Here is a 17,098-nt window from a genome sequence, read left to right as displayed (position 1 = left end):
AAAAATTTGAACGGCAATCAAATCGATGACAGACAATTCTCAACTGGAAACTTTAAAAAAAACAGCCCCTAACGGTATATCCTCAGCGCCATTTCTTATGTTTGCTCGTTTACACCTTCGAATACAACGTCTCTTTAGACAATTGCTTTTTTCCAGTCTCACACGCCGCATTGTTATCTTAAACATTGCTGCCCTTGCCGTTCTGGTTACAGGCATTTTATACCTTAACCAATTTCGCGATGGTCTCATTGAAGCAAAAATTAAAAGTTTATGTACCCAAGGAAAAATTATTGCTGGGGCCATTGCTGCTTCTGCAACAGTAGATACAAACTCTATCCTGATTGACCCCCAAAAACTCTTAGAGTTACAGGCTGGTGAAAGCGTTACACCCGCCCCTCAATCAACCGACTCTTGGGATTTTCCCATTAACCCTGAGCAAGTTGCCCCTCTTTTACGACGTCTCATCACACCTAAAACGACACGAGCACGTATCTATGATCGTGATGCTACTTTACTTCTTGATTCGCGGGTTCTTTATTCGAGTGGAGACGTTTTTAGATATGATTTACCCCCCCTTAAAACAGAACAAAATATATGGGATCGTCTTACTTCATGGTATTCAAACACATTTTATGACAAAGGTATTGTTCTTGATAGAGAACAAACAAAAAACCGTGGTATTGCTTATCCAGAAGTCTACCGAGCATTAAACGGATCTCTTGCTACCGCCAAAAGACGCAATAGACAAGGTCAACTCATCGTTTCTGTTGCTGTTCCTGTTCAACGTTATCGCGCAGTGGTTGGTGCTCTTCTTCTTTCAACAACTGGCTCCGATATTGATAACATTGTAAAAGCCGAAAGACTGGTTATATTCAAAGTCTTTGCCGTTGTGGGCAGTGTACTTTTGGTTCTTTCGCTCTTTTTAGCCCATACGATTGCCCATCCATTAAGCAAATTATCTGCATCTGCTAACCGAGTGCGGAATGGCAATAATCAGCGTGTAGAAATTCCTGATTTTTCAATGCGTGAAGATGAAATTGGTCATCTCTCAACCTCTATTCGTGACATGACCAATGCTCTTTATATGCGTATTGAAGCCATTGAACGCTTTGCGGCTGATGTAAGCCACGAATTAAAAAATCCTCTCACTTCTCTCCGCAGTGCTGTTGAAACCCTCCCTCTGGCGAAAAATGAAGAAGCACAAGAAAAATTGCTTGAAATTATTCAACATGATGTGCGCCGTCTTGATCGATTGATTACAGATATTTCTGATGCATCGCGGCTCGATGCAGAACTTGCACGAGAAACCGCAGAGATCGTTGATATGACACCACTTTTGGAAAGTCTTGTTCATGCCGTTCAGGAAGTATACCGCAATGCACAAACCATCGATGTAAGCCTGAATATTATCCCACGTCCTTATGGAAAACCTTATCTTGTGCTAGGACATGAGCTCCGTTTAGGGCAAGTGATTTCCAATCTTCTTGAAAATGCACGTTCCTTTATTCCTCGTAATCGTGGCAAAATTTGCATTACTATGAAAAGCCATGCTTCAACTCTTATTTTAACCATTGAAGACAATGGCCCTGGTATTCGTTCAGAGAATATTGAACGTATTTTTGAACGTTTCTATACTGATCGCCCCAACGAAGATGCTTTTGGACAAAACTCTGGACTTGGTCTTTCTATTAGTCGGCAAATCATCGAAGCCCACAATGGGACAATTACAGCCGAAAATATTATTGATCCGTCACCTGGAAAATGTAAAACTGGTGCACGTTTTATTATTATGCTTCCCCTCGTTAAATAATCTTTTACCCAAAGTAAAGGACATGAAAACAAAATGTGAAATACTCCACGCAAATTGCCTTCAATTGGGGGGAAAGGGGCTGTTAATTAAAGGTCCCTCGGGATCAGGAAAATCGACCCTCACCCTTGCTTTGCTTGACCGCGCCGAGTGGTCAAAACGTGAAGCAAAACTCATCAGTGATGATTATACAATGCTACGTGTGGAAAATGGAAAACTTCACGGATACACGCCTGACAACTTACAGGGCGGTATTGAGATTCGTGGCGCTGGTCTTTATATGATAGAATTTCAAAAGCACACAACCGTCGATTGTGTTATTTTTCTCGGCCCCGAATATGAACGTTTTTCTACAAATAAAACTTTTCAATTTGAAGATTTGCACATTCCTCTTTTAAAACTTCCTTCTCTTCACGAAGCCGATTGTACCGCCATTTGTCAAGCTATTGAAGCATTTTTGTTTAGAAAATTATGGCGCAAACCTGTTTAATTTTTTTCTAAAGATAAAAAAATCACACTTTTTGCCTTTTTTTTGCAAATTTTTCTTGGCAGCAAGACAAAGCATTGTAAAATACCTTTCCCACCAATATGGTCGGATCTTATTAGTTAACAGGAGTTTGCGTAAATGATTGGACTCGTGCTTGTAACGCACGGTGAGTTGGCTGTTGAATTTTTACATGTCGTGGAACATGTTGTTGGAACACAAGAAAAGTTCGCAACAATATGCGTTCATCCCGATGACGATATAGATCAGCGCCGAGGTGATATTATAGCCGCAGTAACCGATACAAATACAGATCATGGCGTTATCATATTAACAGATGTGTTCGGGGGGACACCATCAAATATAGCTATTCCTGCTATTGAAAAAGGACGCGTTGAAATGATTGCGGGGGTTAATTTGCCCATGCTTATTAAATTGATTTCTATTCGCAAATGTCCTGATATCTCATTATCAGACGCGTTAAGAATAGCACAAGAAGCAGGACGTAAATATATTAATGTACCAAGTATGATTTTATAGCGGATGATACAATACTGATGCTTTCCAAAGATGCCCTCCCCTCTCAAATAAGCCGTCATTTCAATATCTGTAATAAACGTGGGTTGCATGCAAGGGCTTCCGCAAAATTTGTGCAAACTGTTGATAATTTTAACGCCACTGTTGAAGTTGAAAAGGATGGAAAAATCGTTGGTGGATCATCAATTATGGGACTTATGATGCTAGCGGCTTCAGCAGGTTGTAACCTTACCATTCGTGTTTGGGGACCAGAAGCAACAGATGCTCTTAATGCTCTTGAAAAGCTCATCAATAACAACTTTGGAGAGGAAAACTAGCGCTTTCTCATAATAAACAAGGATGATGATTCTTAGAGAATAAAAATTTCCGCCATTATCTTGAATTTTGATTGCTTTTCCCGTTTTATGCCAAATTTTTTTTACTTTCTTTCCTAACATTATTTCGCCAATTTAAATAGTTGTTGCGTATTATGGCTGTTACCCACCTTAACTGTATGATTGATATCTTTACGGAAAAGAGAATTTTGACTTGGACTGAATATGTTGGCTTTTAGGCAAAAGAAAAAGATCAAGATAATTTCACAAATCAGAAATTGATCAACTTTCGTTATTTTCTACTCAATTTGCAGTTTTTTATAACACACAAGCAATCCCCGACTTTAGATCATTGTGATATGGATCATGAAAACGCAATTTTTATCGATATCATAACCACTTTCTTACAACAAATAAGTTTTGTACATTTATAATTATGGTAAGCATTTTTTAGACATTCTTTTTCTATACTATTGCCTTATCTTTTGTAGCATTCTTCCCTTTTAATTTATCTTTCATTGCACTTGATATGATATCTTTTCATTATAGGGAGATAATAATGGGTCGTTTATTTAGTGCTCTTCAGATTCCTCAACAAATAACGCAACAACTTGTATCGTTGCAAAAGGGCTTACCAAATACGCAGTGGATTAATCCGCAAAATTTTCACATCACTTTGTCTTTTTTCGGTGAAGTTGAAAATGCTACAGCAGATGCACTTAGGCATGCCTTTGATACAATAAAGCTCCCTCCTTTTATGCTACAAATAGATGGTTTTGATATTTTTGGTTCAGAAAATACTTCTCCTTCTCTTGTTATTCGCATTAAACCTTGTAAAGCTCTCAATCTTTTACACGAAAAAATACAATGTATTCGCAGCCATTTAGGTCTAACGCCTGATAAAAGAGAATTTACGCCACATATTACCATTGCGCGACTGCGCAATACTAAACCTGAAGACCTTGTTCCTTATCTGCTCTTTCGAAGAAATTTTTCATTTTCTCCTTTTGAGGTCGATCACTTTGTTTTATTTTCATCACCATTTCCCTCAAGCGATGTCGTGTATCTTGTCAAAGGAAATTGGCCCCTTCAGAGATAAAAGGGTGTTTGTAACACCCTTTAAAACTCTTTGAGAAAAGACCCCAATACACGCGAAATTGCAGGGAATGCTGCATTTTACGTTAGAGGTTATGTTATTGATGTGAAGCCGAATCAGTTTCAACAGAGGCTTCTTTTGTTCCTCCTTTAGCCACACCCACTATCGCTGGGCGTAAAACCCTCTCTCCGATAATATAACCAGCCTGAACCACTTGTTGAACAGTGTTATCGGGAACATCGGCATTAGGAATTTCAAACATCGCTTGATGAAAGTGAGGATCAAATTTTTGCCCCTCTGGATGAATTTTCTGTACCCCATGACGCTCTAATGCTGCCATCATGGCACGTTCTGTCATTTCAACACCTTCTGCCAATGATTTCAAACCAGAATCACTTTCTCGTGAACCTTCTGGTATTGCTTCCAAAGCGCGATTGAGATTGTCAGAAACAGATAACATATCCCGTGCAAAATTAGCAATGGAGTAAGCCTTTGCATCCGCTACATCACGCGCAGTACGGCGTCGAAGATTTTCCATATCTGCAGCAAGACGTAAAAGCTGATCTTTCAACTCTTTATTTTCATCCTGCAAAGACACTAAAGAATCAACCTCATTATTTTCTTCCTCAACCTCTCCATGTGCTTCTGTTTTATGTGTTTTTAAAAATTCATCCGCGGCTTGTTTAAGTGTATTACGATCAGATGGTTTTTTTAAATCGCAATTTTCAAATGAAGCGTCAGTAAATTTGTTTTTTTCATCAGACATAAAAATTCTATTCCTTCATAAGATTTGTTATTCTCGATATCGAAATTTTACAGACAAAAATCAAGGGGTATTAATGCATATTAATACAATGAGCTTCTATAGTACAAATACTTACCTGCATCGTTTAACGCAATAACTGTGACACAAGTTGAGCTGTATAATCAACCATAGGCACAATCCTTGCATAATTAAGTCGTGTAGGACCAATAACGCCTAAAGCACCAATGACTCTTTGTTGTGAATCACGATAAGGTGCTACAACTAAAGAAGAACCAGAAAGTGAAAATAACTTATTTTCTGAACCAATAAAAATTCGGACCCCTGACCCTTCATCCGTTAAATCGAGAAGCTGTGCCATACTCTCACGTGTTTCAAGATCATCAAACAAATGGCGTAACCGTTCTAAATCTTCTTCTGCTTTCACATCTTCAAGTAAATTACTGCGTCCACGAACAATGAGGTGTATTTTATGATCAGCATCTTTTCCTCCCCAAAGAGCTAATCCCGTTTCAACAAGATGATGCGATAAATCATCAAGTGCAGCCCGTGTTTCTGCGCATAGGCAAGCAATTTCCTCTTTAGCTTCACTCAAAGTACGCCCTTGAATATGGGCATTGAGAAAATTCGTTGCTTCTGTCAATTGTGCATGGGTAACCCCTTCTGGCAAATGAACAATACGATTTTCAACCTCACCTTGTTGAGTCACTAAAACGGCAAGAGCATGCTCTCTATCAAGACGCACAAATTCAATATGTTTCAATGTTCCTTCTTGTTTTGTTGCGAGAACAAGCCCTGCTCCACGGGAAAGATCTGAAAGAACTCGGCTTGCTTGAACAAGAAAATGTTCAACCGATTGTGCATGACCTGCCTCTTTGACTTGCATTTCAATATTTTCTCGCTCCTCGTTTGGCAAATCACCCGCTTCCATAAATGCATCAACAAAAAAACGTAAACCCGATTGGGTTGGCATTCTCCCTGCTGAAACATGCGGGGCATAAATCAAACCGAGATGTTCAAGATCACTCATCACATTGCGAATCGTCGCAGGTGATAAGGTCTGTTGCAAAAGTCGCGAAAGATTGCGTGACCCTACAGGTTCACCATCATTAAGATAGGCTTCAACAATATGGCGGAAAATATCACGCGAACGCTCATCAAGATATTTTAGTTCATTATCAATAGGCTTGTGCTTCATCACAATTGTTTCACTACTTAAAAAACACTCTTCTCTTATATAAGTTTTGCTAAGGTTTGGTCAAATAATCTAAAGTAGTATCAAAACATATTATCCCTATTGAGCCATAAAACATCATCTTTTAGAGCGATGATATAAAGCATATAAATTGTGCATGAAGTGTTTTTTATTAGAGTGTGTGATTGGATATTTAAGACAGGAATTGGTCTCTTTAGGAGCTTACCAAGAAGAGCTTGTTTGTTTATAAACCACTGGAAGTAGAAAATTGGATTTCTACCATAAAAAGACTTTCATAAAAAAAATCGTCTCTCATATCTTTTTAATCGTTGTCTTTACAAAATACGAAAATTTTTATTTGAATAAAATATCATAAAACAAGTAAAATAACTCTATCATATAAAATCAAGCAGAATGTGTGTATATGAGCATTTAAGCTGGTTCTTAGCACAAGAATAGTTCCCCTTTCATTTTTGGAGAAATCTATATGAGAAGCATAGCAGATAAAAAACTTGTCATTGCGACGCATAACGCCGGCAAATTACATGAAATCACCACCTTGGTTGCACCTTTCGGTTTAATAACACAATCAGCAAAAGAGCTTGGCTTGCCAGAACCAAAAGAAACAGGAACAACATTTGAAGAAAATGCTTATATTAAAGCTTTTGCAGCAGCAAAAAAGACAGGACTTCCTGCCCTCTCTGATGATTCAGGCTTAGAGGTCGATGCATTGGATGGTGCACCGGGCGTTTATACAGCTGATTGGGCGATTCAAGCCGATGGTACACGTAATTTTCCAAAAGCGATGCAAAAAATAGAAGATGAACTCCAAAAAGTCGGAGCACGAGAAAAAAGCCAACGGAAATGCCGTTTTGTATCCGTCATTTGCATTGCGTGGCCTGATACTCATGCAGATTATTTCCGCGGATACGTTGAAGGAACATTCATTTGGCCTCCACGGGGAGATAAAGGCTTTGGCTTTGATCCTATTTTTTTACCAGATGGATATGAAAATACCTTTGGAGAAATGTCAACAGAGCAAAAACACGGCTGGCAACACAATGACATTCCCCCTCTTTCACATCGCGCACGAGCTTTTAAACTTTTGGCTGAAAACCTTTTGGCATTCTCATGAATGAACCTTTTGGCATTTACATTCATTGGCCCTTTTGTGCTGCTAAATGTCCCTATTGTGACTTTAATTCACATGTTCGCCTCCATGGTGTTGATCAGCCGCGTTTTGTCACCGCCTTTAAGCGCGAAATAGAAACGCAATACCATAAAATAGGTCCACGCCATATTACGAGTATTTTTATTGGTGGGGGAACCCCCTCTCTTATGGAGCCGCAAACTGTTGATGCCCTCTTGCAAGCACTTGCAAAAAAGTGGATACTTGATGATAAAGTTGAAATTACATTGGAAGCTAATCCATCCAGTGTGGAAGCAGAACGTTTTCGCGGATACCGTGCTGCAGGTGTTAATCGCTTATCTCTAGGAATACAAGCACTCAATGATAAAGCATTGCGCAAACTTGGCCGACTCCATAATGTAGAACAAGCTCTTTATGCCATTGATTTAGCACGGCAAATTTTTCCACGCTTATCCTTTGATCTTATTTATGCTCGCCCCGAACAAACCCTTGAACAATGGAAATCTGAACTTGTACAAGCCATTGATTTGGCAGCAGACCATCTTTCTCTGTATCAATTAACAATCGAAGAAGGAACCGCCTTTAAACGACTTCATGATGCAGGAAGGCTTATCCTTCCCCCATCTGAGCTCGCAGCAGATCTGTATCATCTTACCCAAGAAATAACAACTCTGTATGGACTTCCTGCCTATGAAATCTCAAACCATGCCATGCCTGGTGCTGAATCAGCACACAACCTTCTTTATTGGCGTTATCACCAATATGCAGGCTTTGGTCCAGGAGCACACGGCCGTTTTATTGAGAACATACCAAATTATTCTTCCACCTTTTCAAAAACATCTTTATCACACCTTGAAAACCATGAACGTTATGTCACTATCAATGAAAAGAATCCCGAACAGTGGCTTGAATTAGTCGAACAAACAGGGCATGGCTGTATTGAAACAGAACGATTAACTCTTCAGCAACAAGCAAATGAAATGCTCCTCATGGGTTTGCGCCTTTGTGAAGGCTTGGAACTTACACGCTATGAAACCTTAAGTCCAAAACGTATCCCAATAGAAAAACTTATCGATTTACAACACCAAGAATTGGTCGAAATGGTGGATAATCAACGCTTAAAAGCAACAACCAAAGGACGTATTGTTCTTGATTATGTCATAAGCCAACTTGCAAACTAAAGTTTTTATAACAACATATTGATTTTAATGATCATAATTATTTTTCATAGCAAAAATGAAACAAAAATATCGTAAAAATTTTTTTAAAACTGTTTATAATACATTAATAACAACCATTCACTTACCCCTTAAAGGTAAGGGAATTTTTGGATAAAAATGACTTTTATGAACACTTTCAAATGCCAAAAGCTATCGTCATATTTTGAGATAGAAAATATATGATGGTCTAACTTTCTTTTTTAGAAGCGATAAAGGTGATGATTCACAGAGCTGAAGGCTTTACGAGAAAAAATTCCAGCTTTAAAATTGCGCACCACGTACTCTAAAACCACTTGATATATTAACACCTAAAACGACAATGTTTTATGGGAACAAAAGGGTTTTGTGGTAAAATAAGATAAAGATACTATTGAACCAAACAATTATTTTTTTATGCAAAAAAATCAACAATAAAACGCTCATAAATAACTGTGAGCGTTTCCACTGCATCAAGAGCGACACATTCATCAACCATATGCATCGTTTGCCCTGGTAAGCCAAATTCAACCACGGGGCAATAATCCTTAATAAATCGCGCATCTGAAGTTCCTCCAGATGTGGAGCATTCTGGCACACTCCCTGTTACACTTTTAATAGCATTGGATAAAATTTGAATAAGTTTATCATTTTTGGTCAAAAAAACATCCCCTAAACTCGGAATCCATTTAAGCTGATAAGAGGGATATTGACCGCTGTTATTTTTTGATTGCACCAAAGCAAGACGCTTTTCAATTTCCGCCATCAAGGTTTCTTTTGTCCAAAGATCATTGTAGCGTATATTAAAACGAACCGTTGTCTGCGCTGGAATAACATTGACCGCCAAATTACCGGTATCAATGGTTGTTAGCTCTAAATTACTGGGTTGAAAATTCTCTGTCCCTTGATCTAAAGCCGTTTGTGTCAATGCTTGAATAAGCTTACTTGCCAAAGGCAAAGGATTAGCAGCCCGCTCTGGAAAAGCAACATGACCTTGGCGACCTTTCACAGTAATAATCCCAGAAATCGATCCGCGACGACCAATTTTGATAACATCACCAACAGCCTTTACGCTTGTTGGTTCTCCCACAAGAGCCGCAGTCCATTTTTCGCCTTTTTCTTCTGCCCATTGGAGAAGTTTTACCGTGCCATTAACAGCAGTCCCCTCTTCATCACCAGTAATTAAAAGGCTTATCGTTCCTTTAATGGATTGTTTCTCAAGAACGCGCGCGAGAGCCGCAATAAAACAGGCAATACCGCCTTTCATATCAACAGCACCCCGCCCATATAATTTCCCCTGATCTATAACAGCTTCAAAAGGTGGATAAGTCCAATCTTCTAATGCACCTGGCGGTACGACATCCGTATGACCTGCAAACATAAGATGGGGTCCTTCGCTTCCCATTTTTGCATAAAGATTTTCAACATTATCTGTATTTTTATCCGTAAAAATAGGGCGCTCAACATGAAATCCCATTTTTTTCAAAAATTGTTCCAACGTTGATAAAGCCCCTGCTTCATGAGGTGTAACAGAAGGACAACGAATCAGTGCCTGTAATAGCTGAAGTGGATCTGTAAGAACAGACATAAAAACCCCTTCCCATTTGTTATAAATTATCGGAACTTAAGGGTATTACGCTGAATGGCAAAAAAGATAAAGTAAAAACATTGAAGACACTCAGCAAACCAAGCAGGGGAGGACAATCGTGCTGAGAGCTTCAATGGCTTCCTCATCATGCATGACGAAGCACACATACAACGAAACACTCAACAAAAAGTTCCGTTAAATATTGCTCTCATTTGCAAGTTTTTACGCCTCTAATTTATATGAATCAAAATTAATGGCGTGTAGTCTATGAGCATTTTCTTTCAACCAAGCACGATACGTTTTACTATCAGGGCAAAGTTTCTCACAAAGAGCCCAAAATCTTGGTCCGTGATTCATTTCAACAAGATGAGCAACTTCATGAGCGACAACATACTCAACAACTTCTTTTGGTGCCATAATAAGGCGCCAAGAAAAAGAAAGACGCTTATCGATGGAACAAGATCCCCAACGACTTCTCGTGTCTTTATAACAAATGGATTTAACTTTCCGCTCTACCTGATGGGCATAATGTGCCACCAAAGGTGTTATAATAAGTGCTGCTTGTTTTTTTAAAACATCAGCAATGCGTCTTGGAAGATATTCTAATTGACCATAAACAATAATTTGAGGTCCTTGCTCCGCATCTTCTGTAACAATTTCTGTTACTCCACGTCCTTGCTCATGCTTTATGGTATGGAAAACACCCAAGAAAGGAATTGTTGCGCCCTCTTTGAGATAGGTATTTTCATGAGAAATTTGTATACGCTTAAGGCGCATCTCAATCCAAGACTGATGTTTTTCAATAAAACTTTCAACCGTACAGAGATTTATCGCTGGTGGTGTTGTTACACAAATCTCCTGACTGCTGGCATCAATACGTAAGGTAAGACGGCGGGCGTGCTTATTCTCCCGCACACGTATAGGGATAGCACGATCAGAAAAAATAAAATGCTTTTTAGAAATGCTCATATATTTATCTTCATCATCAATAAATAGCCCCCTTATTTTGCATTAATCTGATTAATTAAAGATCTCAAGGCTGTTTCTAGACAATCTAAATCCTGTGGACGAGAAAAACGGTGATCTGCATCACGTACAAGTGTCAATGTTACGTCATGAAGAGGTAAATGATCAAGTAAAGTCAATGTATGCTGATAAGGTATCTTATCATCTTCCATTCCTTGGAGAATATGAATTGGACAGCCAACATCAATACATCCTCTCATAACACAATTTTCGCGTCCATCTTCAATCAATTTTTTTGTAAAGGGCATCGGCTCCTCATCACCAACAGCAGGTCGTTCAATATAGCCTTTTTCTTCCAAAATTTTCCATTCTTCAGGGCCTAATTCTGGTTCCACCAATGTTTGTGTAAAATCAGGCGCTGGAGCAATTAATATCATACCAGCAAGCTTCTTATTTTTCTGTGCTAGCATCATAGCAAGCCTTAAAGCAATCCATCCTCCCATAGAGGAACCAACCAAAATTTGCGGTCCCTCACAATAGGTTTCAAAAGCTGCTAAACTTTCGCTCACCCAACGAGAAATCGTTCCCTGAAAAAAATCTCCTTCAGATTCCCCATGGCCAGAGTAATCAAAACGTAAACAAGACAAATCATGCTTTTGAGCAAACTGATCAATCAACATCGCCTTACTTCCCAACATATCGGACTGATAGCCATGAAGCCAAACCAAACCTGGAGAGTGGCGCCCTTTGCGATGGCGTACTGCAAGAGCAGTGTCCTCAAATGAAAAAAACTGGCAAGGAATATTTTGATTCATGATTCTTTTCCTCCATAAAACAATTTCTTTAAATCAAGAGAAAAACTTTTATAATCTAAATCACTTAAAAAAGTAACAAATCAAATAATGAAAAATACACGAATTATAGTTGTTTTTATGTACATAATTGTATATTAAATTAACTGTAATTGAATCAAAATGAAGGAGCATAAACCATTCGTAAACCGTTTAAAATGACACCTACCCAAAAAGACGGACCACGTTCAAATCAGGATATTCGGGTATCTCATGTGCAGCTTATCAATGATGAGGGACAACATCAGGGAGTTGTTGCAATACAAGAGGCTCTTGCTATGGCCGCAGAAGCTGGACTTGATCTGGTTGAAATTGTACCAAATGCCGAACCGCCCGTATGTAAAATCATCGATTTGGGCAAATTAAAATATCAAACTCAAAAAAAAGCTGCAGAGACGCGTAAAAAACAAAAAGTCATCGAAATCAAAGAGATTAAGATGCGTCCGAATGTTGATGTTCATGATTATGGAGTCAAGCTCAGGGCTGTTCATCGCTTTATTGATCATGGTGATAAAGTAAAGATTACTTTGCGTTTTCGTGGTCGTGAGATGGCTCACCAAGATCTTGGATTAAAGCTTCTTCAGCGTGTGAAAGAAGATACAAGTGAAATTGCCAAGATTGAATTGGAGCCAAAACTTGAAGGGCGGCAAATAATGATGGTGATAGCACCTAAATAGTTTTTCATTGGAATATGTCCTATGTACAACTCATCAAGATGAGCGTGTAAGTATATCGTTTAGAGGCACCATGTTATAGGGTTGTGTGGTGCTTTTAAGGTTTTGTAAATGTGTATAGATCTTTTTAAGAGTTTAATAGTGCTTTCTTGATTTATAAGAAGAACATATTAAATGAGAGAGCGTTAGCATCGTAAGGTCTTCTTCATTTTCAGCTCTCTTATTCATGGAATCCAGCAAAAAATCATTTTCTTGTACATCACAAACAGAGATAATGCATAAAATATTAAAAAACTCGAAATATCTTTTGTAAACCATTTAAAATGCCAAAGCCTGTAGCAATATGGAAACTGGTAAAGAAATGATGGGGTGTTAGTTTGAACTTTCGTAATCATAAAGATAATGGTGCCTTTTAGCACTACCACCATCATCTGTTACTTGCAATGGCAACGTATTGGTTTATAAAACAATTCATTGTTTTGCATGTTGAATAAGAGTTCCGAAGATTGTAGGATTCTTTCATTTCAAATCTGTTTCATGTTGAATCAATCAAAATCGCTTGCTTGCACATTACAAGTGAAGAGAATTGTGTGAAGAAAAACTATACAAAAAAAGAGTAAAAATGCCTCTCACAAATCGTCTCGAGTGCCAGCGGTTATCGCTACGCGCACGAGTTGTCAAAGTGTGTGATGGTGTCAGCTTGTTTCTTCATAAGCGTAAAGATGGAGGTGCTTAATAACAACACTTTACCAAACTGTATTCAATAAGCCAGTGGACAACCTGTGTTTATTTTTTCAAATCAGCGATCATCTCCTCATTAAAAATTTCCCCTTATTATCCTACTCTATTGTCAGCATTCTCAGCAACTTTAGCCACTATCTCTTTTAAAGAGAGGTTGTTTTGTTGATTCATCACCAAAGCTTTTAAAAATTTTTTATTTCTTTGGTTTTAACTTAACCTTCTGAATGTAATAGGATAAAGCGTATACGCAACGTTATAGGATGAAAATGATATATTTATAAATGCTCAAAGCATAAAAAATTTCTTGCGCGATATTTTACATGGAGCGGAATAGAATAACATATTAATTAATGATAATAATTTATATTTTTGCTCCTTGAATAAGAGAAGTGAATATCGTAGAATTTTCTCCTTTCAAATCTTTTAATATGAAATCAAACAAAAATACTCACTTGTGCATCATAGAGGATATGATGTGCATAGAAAGAAATCATTATCCTCTTATGAAGCTTTTCAAGCGACTAGGGGAGATTGTTGCAATATGCGAATGCCAATAGAGTAATGGTATCAGCTTATATCTTATAGATGGTGTCTATAGGGCACAGACCATTTCTGAAGAATTTCACGTTATACGAAACGTTATCGCATGAAAGAACATGACGCACATTGAAAGAAGAAGGCTCTTTTTGTAAAAAAGATTAAGGAGCTTTAATTAAGAGCGCTTCAATCTTGCATAAAACAACAAGAAAATATAGAAGCACTTCATGGCCAAAAAACAACTTTCCTCTTTTGATAAACATCTTATTATCCGCCTTTTGCGAGAAAATTTTCATAAACATGCGCGTTGGTACAGTGCAGCGATTATTTCAATGATCATCATTTCCTGCACAACGGCAACCAGTGCATGGATTATGCGTGATGTTGTTAATTATATTGTTGATGCGCAAAATTTTGCTATGATCGTTGTGATTTCTAGCTTCATTGCTTTTATCTTTATTCTTAAAGGAATTGCAACTTTTTCCCAAACTTACTTCTTAAGCAAAGCAGGCAACAGTATCATTGCTGAACAACAGCGCAAAATTTATGCACGCCTTATGGAACAAGGTGTCTCTTTTTATCACAATAACACGTCATCTGATCTGCTTGTGCGTGTGACCCATAATGCAACAGCTGTGCGTAATATCATTGATACGATTATCACAACTTTTGTGCGTGATTTGCTCTCCGTTAGCGGTTTGTTGCTTGTCATGTTCATTCAAAACTTTGTGTTAATCTCCATTACTTTAATCGTAGGACCACTGGCTTTTTTAGGTGTTCGAATGGCTTTAAAACGCGTTCGCCGCCTTATGGAAAAAGAACTTCTTTCACTTGGTGAAATTATCAAAATCGTGCAGGAAACGGCTGTTGGTATTCGAGTCATCAAGGCTTTTTCACTAGAAGAAGTCATGAAAAAAAGGATGGACAAAGCCATTTGTGATGTTGAAAAACAAACAAACAATATTGCAACACTTGAAGCGATTACCAATCCTATTATGGAAACACTCACAGGGGTCGCCATTGCCGGTATTATCTGTTTTTCCGGATACCTTGCAACCCAACGCTCAGGTGTTCAAGGTGAATTTATGTCCTTTATTGTTGCTTTACTTTTAGCTTATGAACCCGCAAAAAGACTAGCAAATGTCCGTGTCAAAATTGAATCTGGCTTGGTCAATATCCGTACGATGTTTGAAATACTCGATCGTCCCCTCACTGTTACAGAGCATAAAGAAGCTAAAGATCTAAATAAAACGCAAGGAACTATTCATTTCGAGGATGTTTCTTTTGCATACACTGATAACAAAATGGTATTGAAAGACATCAATCTAGAAATAGAAGCCGGAAAAATGACCGCATTGGTAGGACCATCTGGTTCAGGAAAATCAACCCTTATCAATCTTATTATGCGCCTTTATGACCCCACAAAAGGACGCATATTGATTAATGATCAAGACATCCGCTACACAACATTTCGTTCTCTGAGAAACCTGATGGCCTATGTAGGGCAAGATACTTTTCTCTTTCAAGGAACCGTTAAATATAATATTGGGCTTGGAAAAGAAGGCGCTCGTGATGACGAAATTATCGCAGCAGCAAAAGCAGCAAATGCTCATGACTTTATTATGAATTTGCCAAAGGGTTATGATACACAGATAGGCGATAATGGCTGTAATCTTTCAGGGGGACAAAAACAACGCCTTGCTATTGCTAGAGCAATGATTCACGATAGTGAGATTCTGATTCTTGATGAAGCAACAAGCGCTCTTGATTCACACACTGAAACACAAATTAATGAAGCCATTCATCATCTTACCAAAGGGCGTACAACGATCATTATTGCGCATCGCCTTTCAACGATTGCTCGTGCTCATAAAATTGTGGTCATACAAAATGGGCAACTAATTGAACAAGGAACTCAGAAAGAATTACTCGCAAAAGAACATGGGTTTTATAAAAAACTTCATAATATCCAGTTCAAAAAACACACGTCTTAATTTCTAGGTGTTTAAAGAAGATTAAATTAAAAAATAGATAGAAGCTAACGTCCCACTTGTAAAAACAGAATTACCAAGGGAAAGTATTATTTCAATTAAGAATTAGCAAAAAATTTATGGTTTATTGAAAATAAACTTCTTGGATTTAGATGAAAGCCTTACATACTTTCAAAACACTTGGTCAAAGAGGCTACACGCCTTACTATCACCACACTTCAAATGACTGTCTTCTATAAGGGATCTATTATACCTTTTCACAAGCAATCTTGTGAAATAGGTTCAAGCGCACACTAAGAAATATTTTTTTAAACAAGCCCATAAATTTGCAACACAAATGTGTTATATTTTGAGGTATTTCGTTGGGGAACCGTTCGTTACAAAAAAAGTGATCTCATTCAAAAACACAATAAACAAAAATGTAAAAAATAATAGGTCATTTTTATTATTGAAAAATATTACTTTAACTGCGTTTGAAAATAAAATCGATATTTTATAAATTCTATGCTTGCCTCAGGCTTTTGTTTATCGCATTCTTTAATGAGCGCACGTCCTTCATGTAAAACAAAATGGCATTCTGTTGCAAATTCACCGGCTTGTTTTAAAGAGACGTCTCTCAATATTCTCCCAAACTCATTTTGCGACAACATCCGTGAAATTGTATAACGATAAATCCATTTGAGCACCTCCATCTTTACGCTTATGGGGTAACAAGCCAGCACCATTCACACTATTTTGTCAGCTCGTGGGTATTGCGACAGCCCTTAGTTCTCGAGATGATTCATAAGAGGCATTTCTGAATCGTTTTTACCACGCAGACTTCTCCACTTTAATATACAAGAAAACGGTTTTTATTTAATATGAGAGAGATTTGCAATGAGAGTAGCTTACGGCATTCAAAGTTCTAATTCAAGGTGAATAAAGATAAATTAACTTTATAAATCAATATGTTGTATATAATACACTCTTTAGTCAACAGCATGAAATGGGCTTGAGAATAAGGCTTAAGTATTTTTCTAAAATAAATATAAATCAGCAAAATAATATGCTCTCTTTCATGAAGACTTTGTTTCTTTAGAGACTGTCATAAACAAAAAATCAACTATTTTGGATCGTTCTCTTAACACCGCAATAAAACACTTCTCCTTTGAGTATATTTCTAGTCTAAGCTTCCTTCCCTGCCCGAGAAATGAGAGAGAAAAAATAAA

The 17,098-nt window shown here is 37.8% G+C and carries 15 protein-coding genes; 9 read left to right on the top strand and 6 right to left on the bottom strand.

What is annotated here, in order from left to right:
• Positions 1-25 precede the first annotated feature (25 nt).
• From NNJ73_RS03255 to thpR, 5 genes are all read left to right on the top strand, one after another.
• A complete protein-coding gene (locus NNJ73_RS03255) occupies positions 26-1,810 on the top strand; it encodes a sensor histidine kinase (protein ID WP_254492701.1) in 1,785 nt (594 codons plus the stop codon).
• Positions 1,811-1,832: 22 nt separating this feature from the next.
• A complete protein-coding gene (locus tag NNJ73_RS03250) occupies positions 1,833-2,297 on the top strand; it encodes an HPr kinase/phosphatase C-terminal domain-containing protein (protein ID WP_254492700.1) in 465 nt (154 codons plus the stop codon).
• A 135-nt stretch (positions 2,298-2,432) separates the two neighbouring features.
• Positions 2,433-2,831: a PTS sugar transporter subunit IIA gene (locus NNJ73_RS03245; RefSeq protein ID WP_254492699.1), complete on the top strand. Its 399-nt coding sequence runs from the start codon at positions 2,433-2,435 to the stop codon at positions 2,829-2,831.
• Between the two features lie 17 nt (positions 2,832-2,848).
• Positions 2,849-3,145 (top strand): HPr family phosphocarrier protein, encoded by a 297-nt coding sequence (locus NNJ73_RS03240; RefSeq protein ID WP_139412640.1) that lies wholly within the window; start codon positions 2,849-2,851, stop codon positions 3,143-3,145.
• Positions 3,146-3,701: 556 nt separating this feature from the next.
• Positions 3,702-4,241, top strand: coding sequence for an RNA 2',3'-cyclic phosphodiesterase (thpR, locus tag NNJ73_RS03235; protein WP_254492698.1), 540 nt, complete (start codon positions 3,702-3,704; stop codon positions 4,239-4,241).
• Between the two features lie 94 nt (positions 4,242-4,335).
• On the opposite strand, the gene grpE is transcribed toward thpR, so the two are convergent.
• Together grpE and hrcA are read right to left on the bottom strand one after the other, a co-directional pair.
• Positions 4,336-5,004, bottom strand: coding sequence for a nucleotide exchange factor GrpE (gene grpE / locus NNJ73_RS03230; protein WP_254492697.1), 669 nt, complete (start codon positions 5,002-5,004; stop codon positions 4,336-4,338).
• 124 nt (positions 5,005-5,128) lie between these two features.
• The gene (gene hrcA / locus NNJ73_RS03225; protein ID WP_254492696.1) at positions 5,129-6,199 is read right to left on the bottom strand and encodes a heat-inducible transcriptional repressor HrcA; all 1,071 of its coding nucleotides are present in this window, start codon (positions 6,197-6,199) and stop codon (positions 5,129-5,131) included.
• Positions 6,200-6,683: 484 nt separating this feature from the next.
• Between hrcA and rdgB the strand changes: the two genes are divergently transcribed.
• Together rdgB and hemW are read left to right on the top strand one after the other, a co-directional pair.
• A complete protein-coding gene (rdgB, locus tag NNJ73_RS03220) occupies positions 6,684-7,331 on the top strand; it encodes an RdgB/HAM1 family non-canonical purine NTP pyrophosphatase (RefSeq protein ID WP_254492695.1) in 648 nt (215 codons plus the stop codon).
• Complete coding sequence (gene hemW, locus NNJ73_RS03215; RefSeq protein ID WP_254492694.1) at positions 7,328-8,527, top strand: radical SAM family heme chaperone HemW; 1,200 nt, start codon at positions 7,328-7,330, stop codon at positions 8,525-8,527. Before rdgB ends, hemW begins: the two co-directional genes overlap by 4 nt.
• A 430-nt stretch (positions 8,528-8,957) precedes the next feature.
• Here hemW and dapE read toward each other — a convergent pair whose 3' ends face one another.
• The 3 genes from dapE to NNJ73_RS03200 form a co-directional block, all read right to left on the bottom strand.
• Complete coding sequence (gene dapE, locus NNJ73_RS03210; protein WP_254492693.1) at positions 8,958-10,130, bottom strand: succinyl-diaminopimelate desuccinylase; 1,173 nt, start codon at positions 10,128-10,130, stop codon at positions 8,958-8,960.
• 222 nt (positions 10,131-10,352) lie between these two features.
• Entirely contained in the window at positions 10,353-11,099 is a 747-nt protein-coding gene (locus NNJ73_RS03205; RefSeq protein ID WP_254492692.1) for a M48 family metallopeptidase, read from the bottom strand.
• 32 nt (positions 11,100-11,131) lie between these two features.
• On the bottom strand, positions 11,132-11,911 hold the full coding sequence (locus NNJ73_RS03200) for a carboxylesterase (protein ID WP_254492691.1): 780 nt from the start codon (positions 11,909-11,911) through the stop codon (positions 11,132-11,134).
• A 194-nt stretch (positions 11,912-12,105) separates the two neighbouring features.
• Between NNJ73_RS03200 and infC the strand changes: the two genes are divergently transcribed.
• Together infC and NNJ73_RS03190 are read left to right on the top strand one after the other, a co-directional pair.
• Positions 12,106-12,624 (top strand): translation initiation factor IF-3, encoded by a 519-nt coding sequence (infC, locus tag NNJ73_RS03195; protein WP_254473632.1) that lies wholly within the window; start codon positions 12,106-12,108, stop codon positions 12,622-12,624.
• 1,502 nt (positions 12,625-14,126) lie between these two features.
• Positions 14,127-15,893: an ABC transporter ATP-binding protein gene (locus NNJ73_RS03190; protein WP_254492690.1), complete on the top strand. Its 1,767-nt coding sequence runs from the start codon at positions 14,127-14,129 to the stop codon at positions 15,891-15,893.
• A 455-nt stretch (positions 15,894-16,348) separates the two neighbouring features.
• Here NNJ73_RS03190 and NNJ73_RS03185 read toward each other — a convergent pair whose 3' ends face one another.
• Entirely contained in the window at positions 16,349-16,576 is a 228-nt protein-coding gene (locus NNJ73_RS03185; RefSeq protein ID WP_254492689.1) for a hypothetical protein, read from the bottom strand.
• Between the last annotated feature and the right edge of the window lie 522 nt (positions 16,577-17,098).

The sequence above is a fragment of the Bartonella sp. B1099 genome, assembly GCF_944801835.1.
Lineage (GTDB): Bacteria > Pseudomonadota > Alphaproteobacteria > Rhizobiales > Rhizobiaceae > Bartonella.
The sequence above is the reverse complement of the archived record's forward strand: the minus strand, read 5'-3'. Positions and strand labels throughout refer to the sequence as shown.

Bases quoted from the DNA above. Each gene is read 5' to 3' on its own strand.
- hemW (WP_254492694.1), top strand. From the start codon at position 7,328: ATGAATGAACCTTTTGGCATTTACATTCATTGGCCCTTTTGTGCTGCT.
- NNJ73_RS03190 (WP_254492690.1), top strand. From the start codon at position 14,127: ATGGCCAAAAAACAACTTTCCTCTTTTGATAAACATCTTATTATCCGC.
- hrcA (WP_254492696.1), bottom strand. From the start codon at position 6,199: ATGAAGCACAAGCCTATTGATAATGAACTAAAATATCTTGATGAGCGT.
- NNJ73_RS03245 (WP_254492699.1), top strand. From the start codon at position 2,433: ATGATTGGACTCGTGCTTGTAACGCACGGTGAGTTGGCTGTTGAATTT.
- NNJ73_RS03255 (WP_254492701.1), top strand. From the start codon at position 26: ATGACAGACAATTCTCAACTGGAAACTTTAAAAAAAACAGCCCCTAAC.
- NNJ73_RS03200 (WP_254492691.1), bottom strand. From the start codon at position 11,911: ATGAATCAAAATATTCCTTGCCAGTTTTTTTCATTTGAGGACACTGCT.
- NNJ73_RS03240 (WP_139412640.1), top strand. From the start codon at position 2,849: ATGCTTTCCAAAGATGCCCTCCCCTCTCAAATAAGCCGTCATTTCAAT.
- thpR (WP_254492698.1), top strand. From the start codon at position 3,702: ATGGGTCGTTTATTTAGTGCTCTTCAGATTCCTCAACAAATAACGCAA.
- NNJ73_RS03205 (WP_254492692.1), bottom strand. From the start codon at position 11,099: ATGAGCATTTCTAAAAAGCATTTTATTTTTTCTGATCGTGCTATCCCT.
- dapE (WP_254492693.1), bottom strand. From the start codon at position 10,130: ATGTCTGTTCTTACAGATCCACTTCAGCTATTACAGGCACTGATTCGT.
- infC (WP_254473632.1), top strand. From the start codon at position 12,106: ATGACACCTACCCAAAAAGACGGACCACGTTCAAATCAGGATATTCGG.
- rdgB (WP_254492695.1), top strand. From the start codon at position 6,684: ATGAGAAGCATAGCAGATAAAAAACTTGTCATTGCGACGCATAACGCC.
- grpE (WP_254492697.1), bottom strand. From the start codon at position 5,004: ATGTCTGATGAAAAAAACAAATTTACTGACGCTTCATTTGAAAATTGC.
- NNJ73_RS03250 (WP_254492700.1), top strand. From the start codon at position 1,833: ATGAAAACAAAATGTGAAATACTCCACGCAAATTGCCTTCAATTGGGG.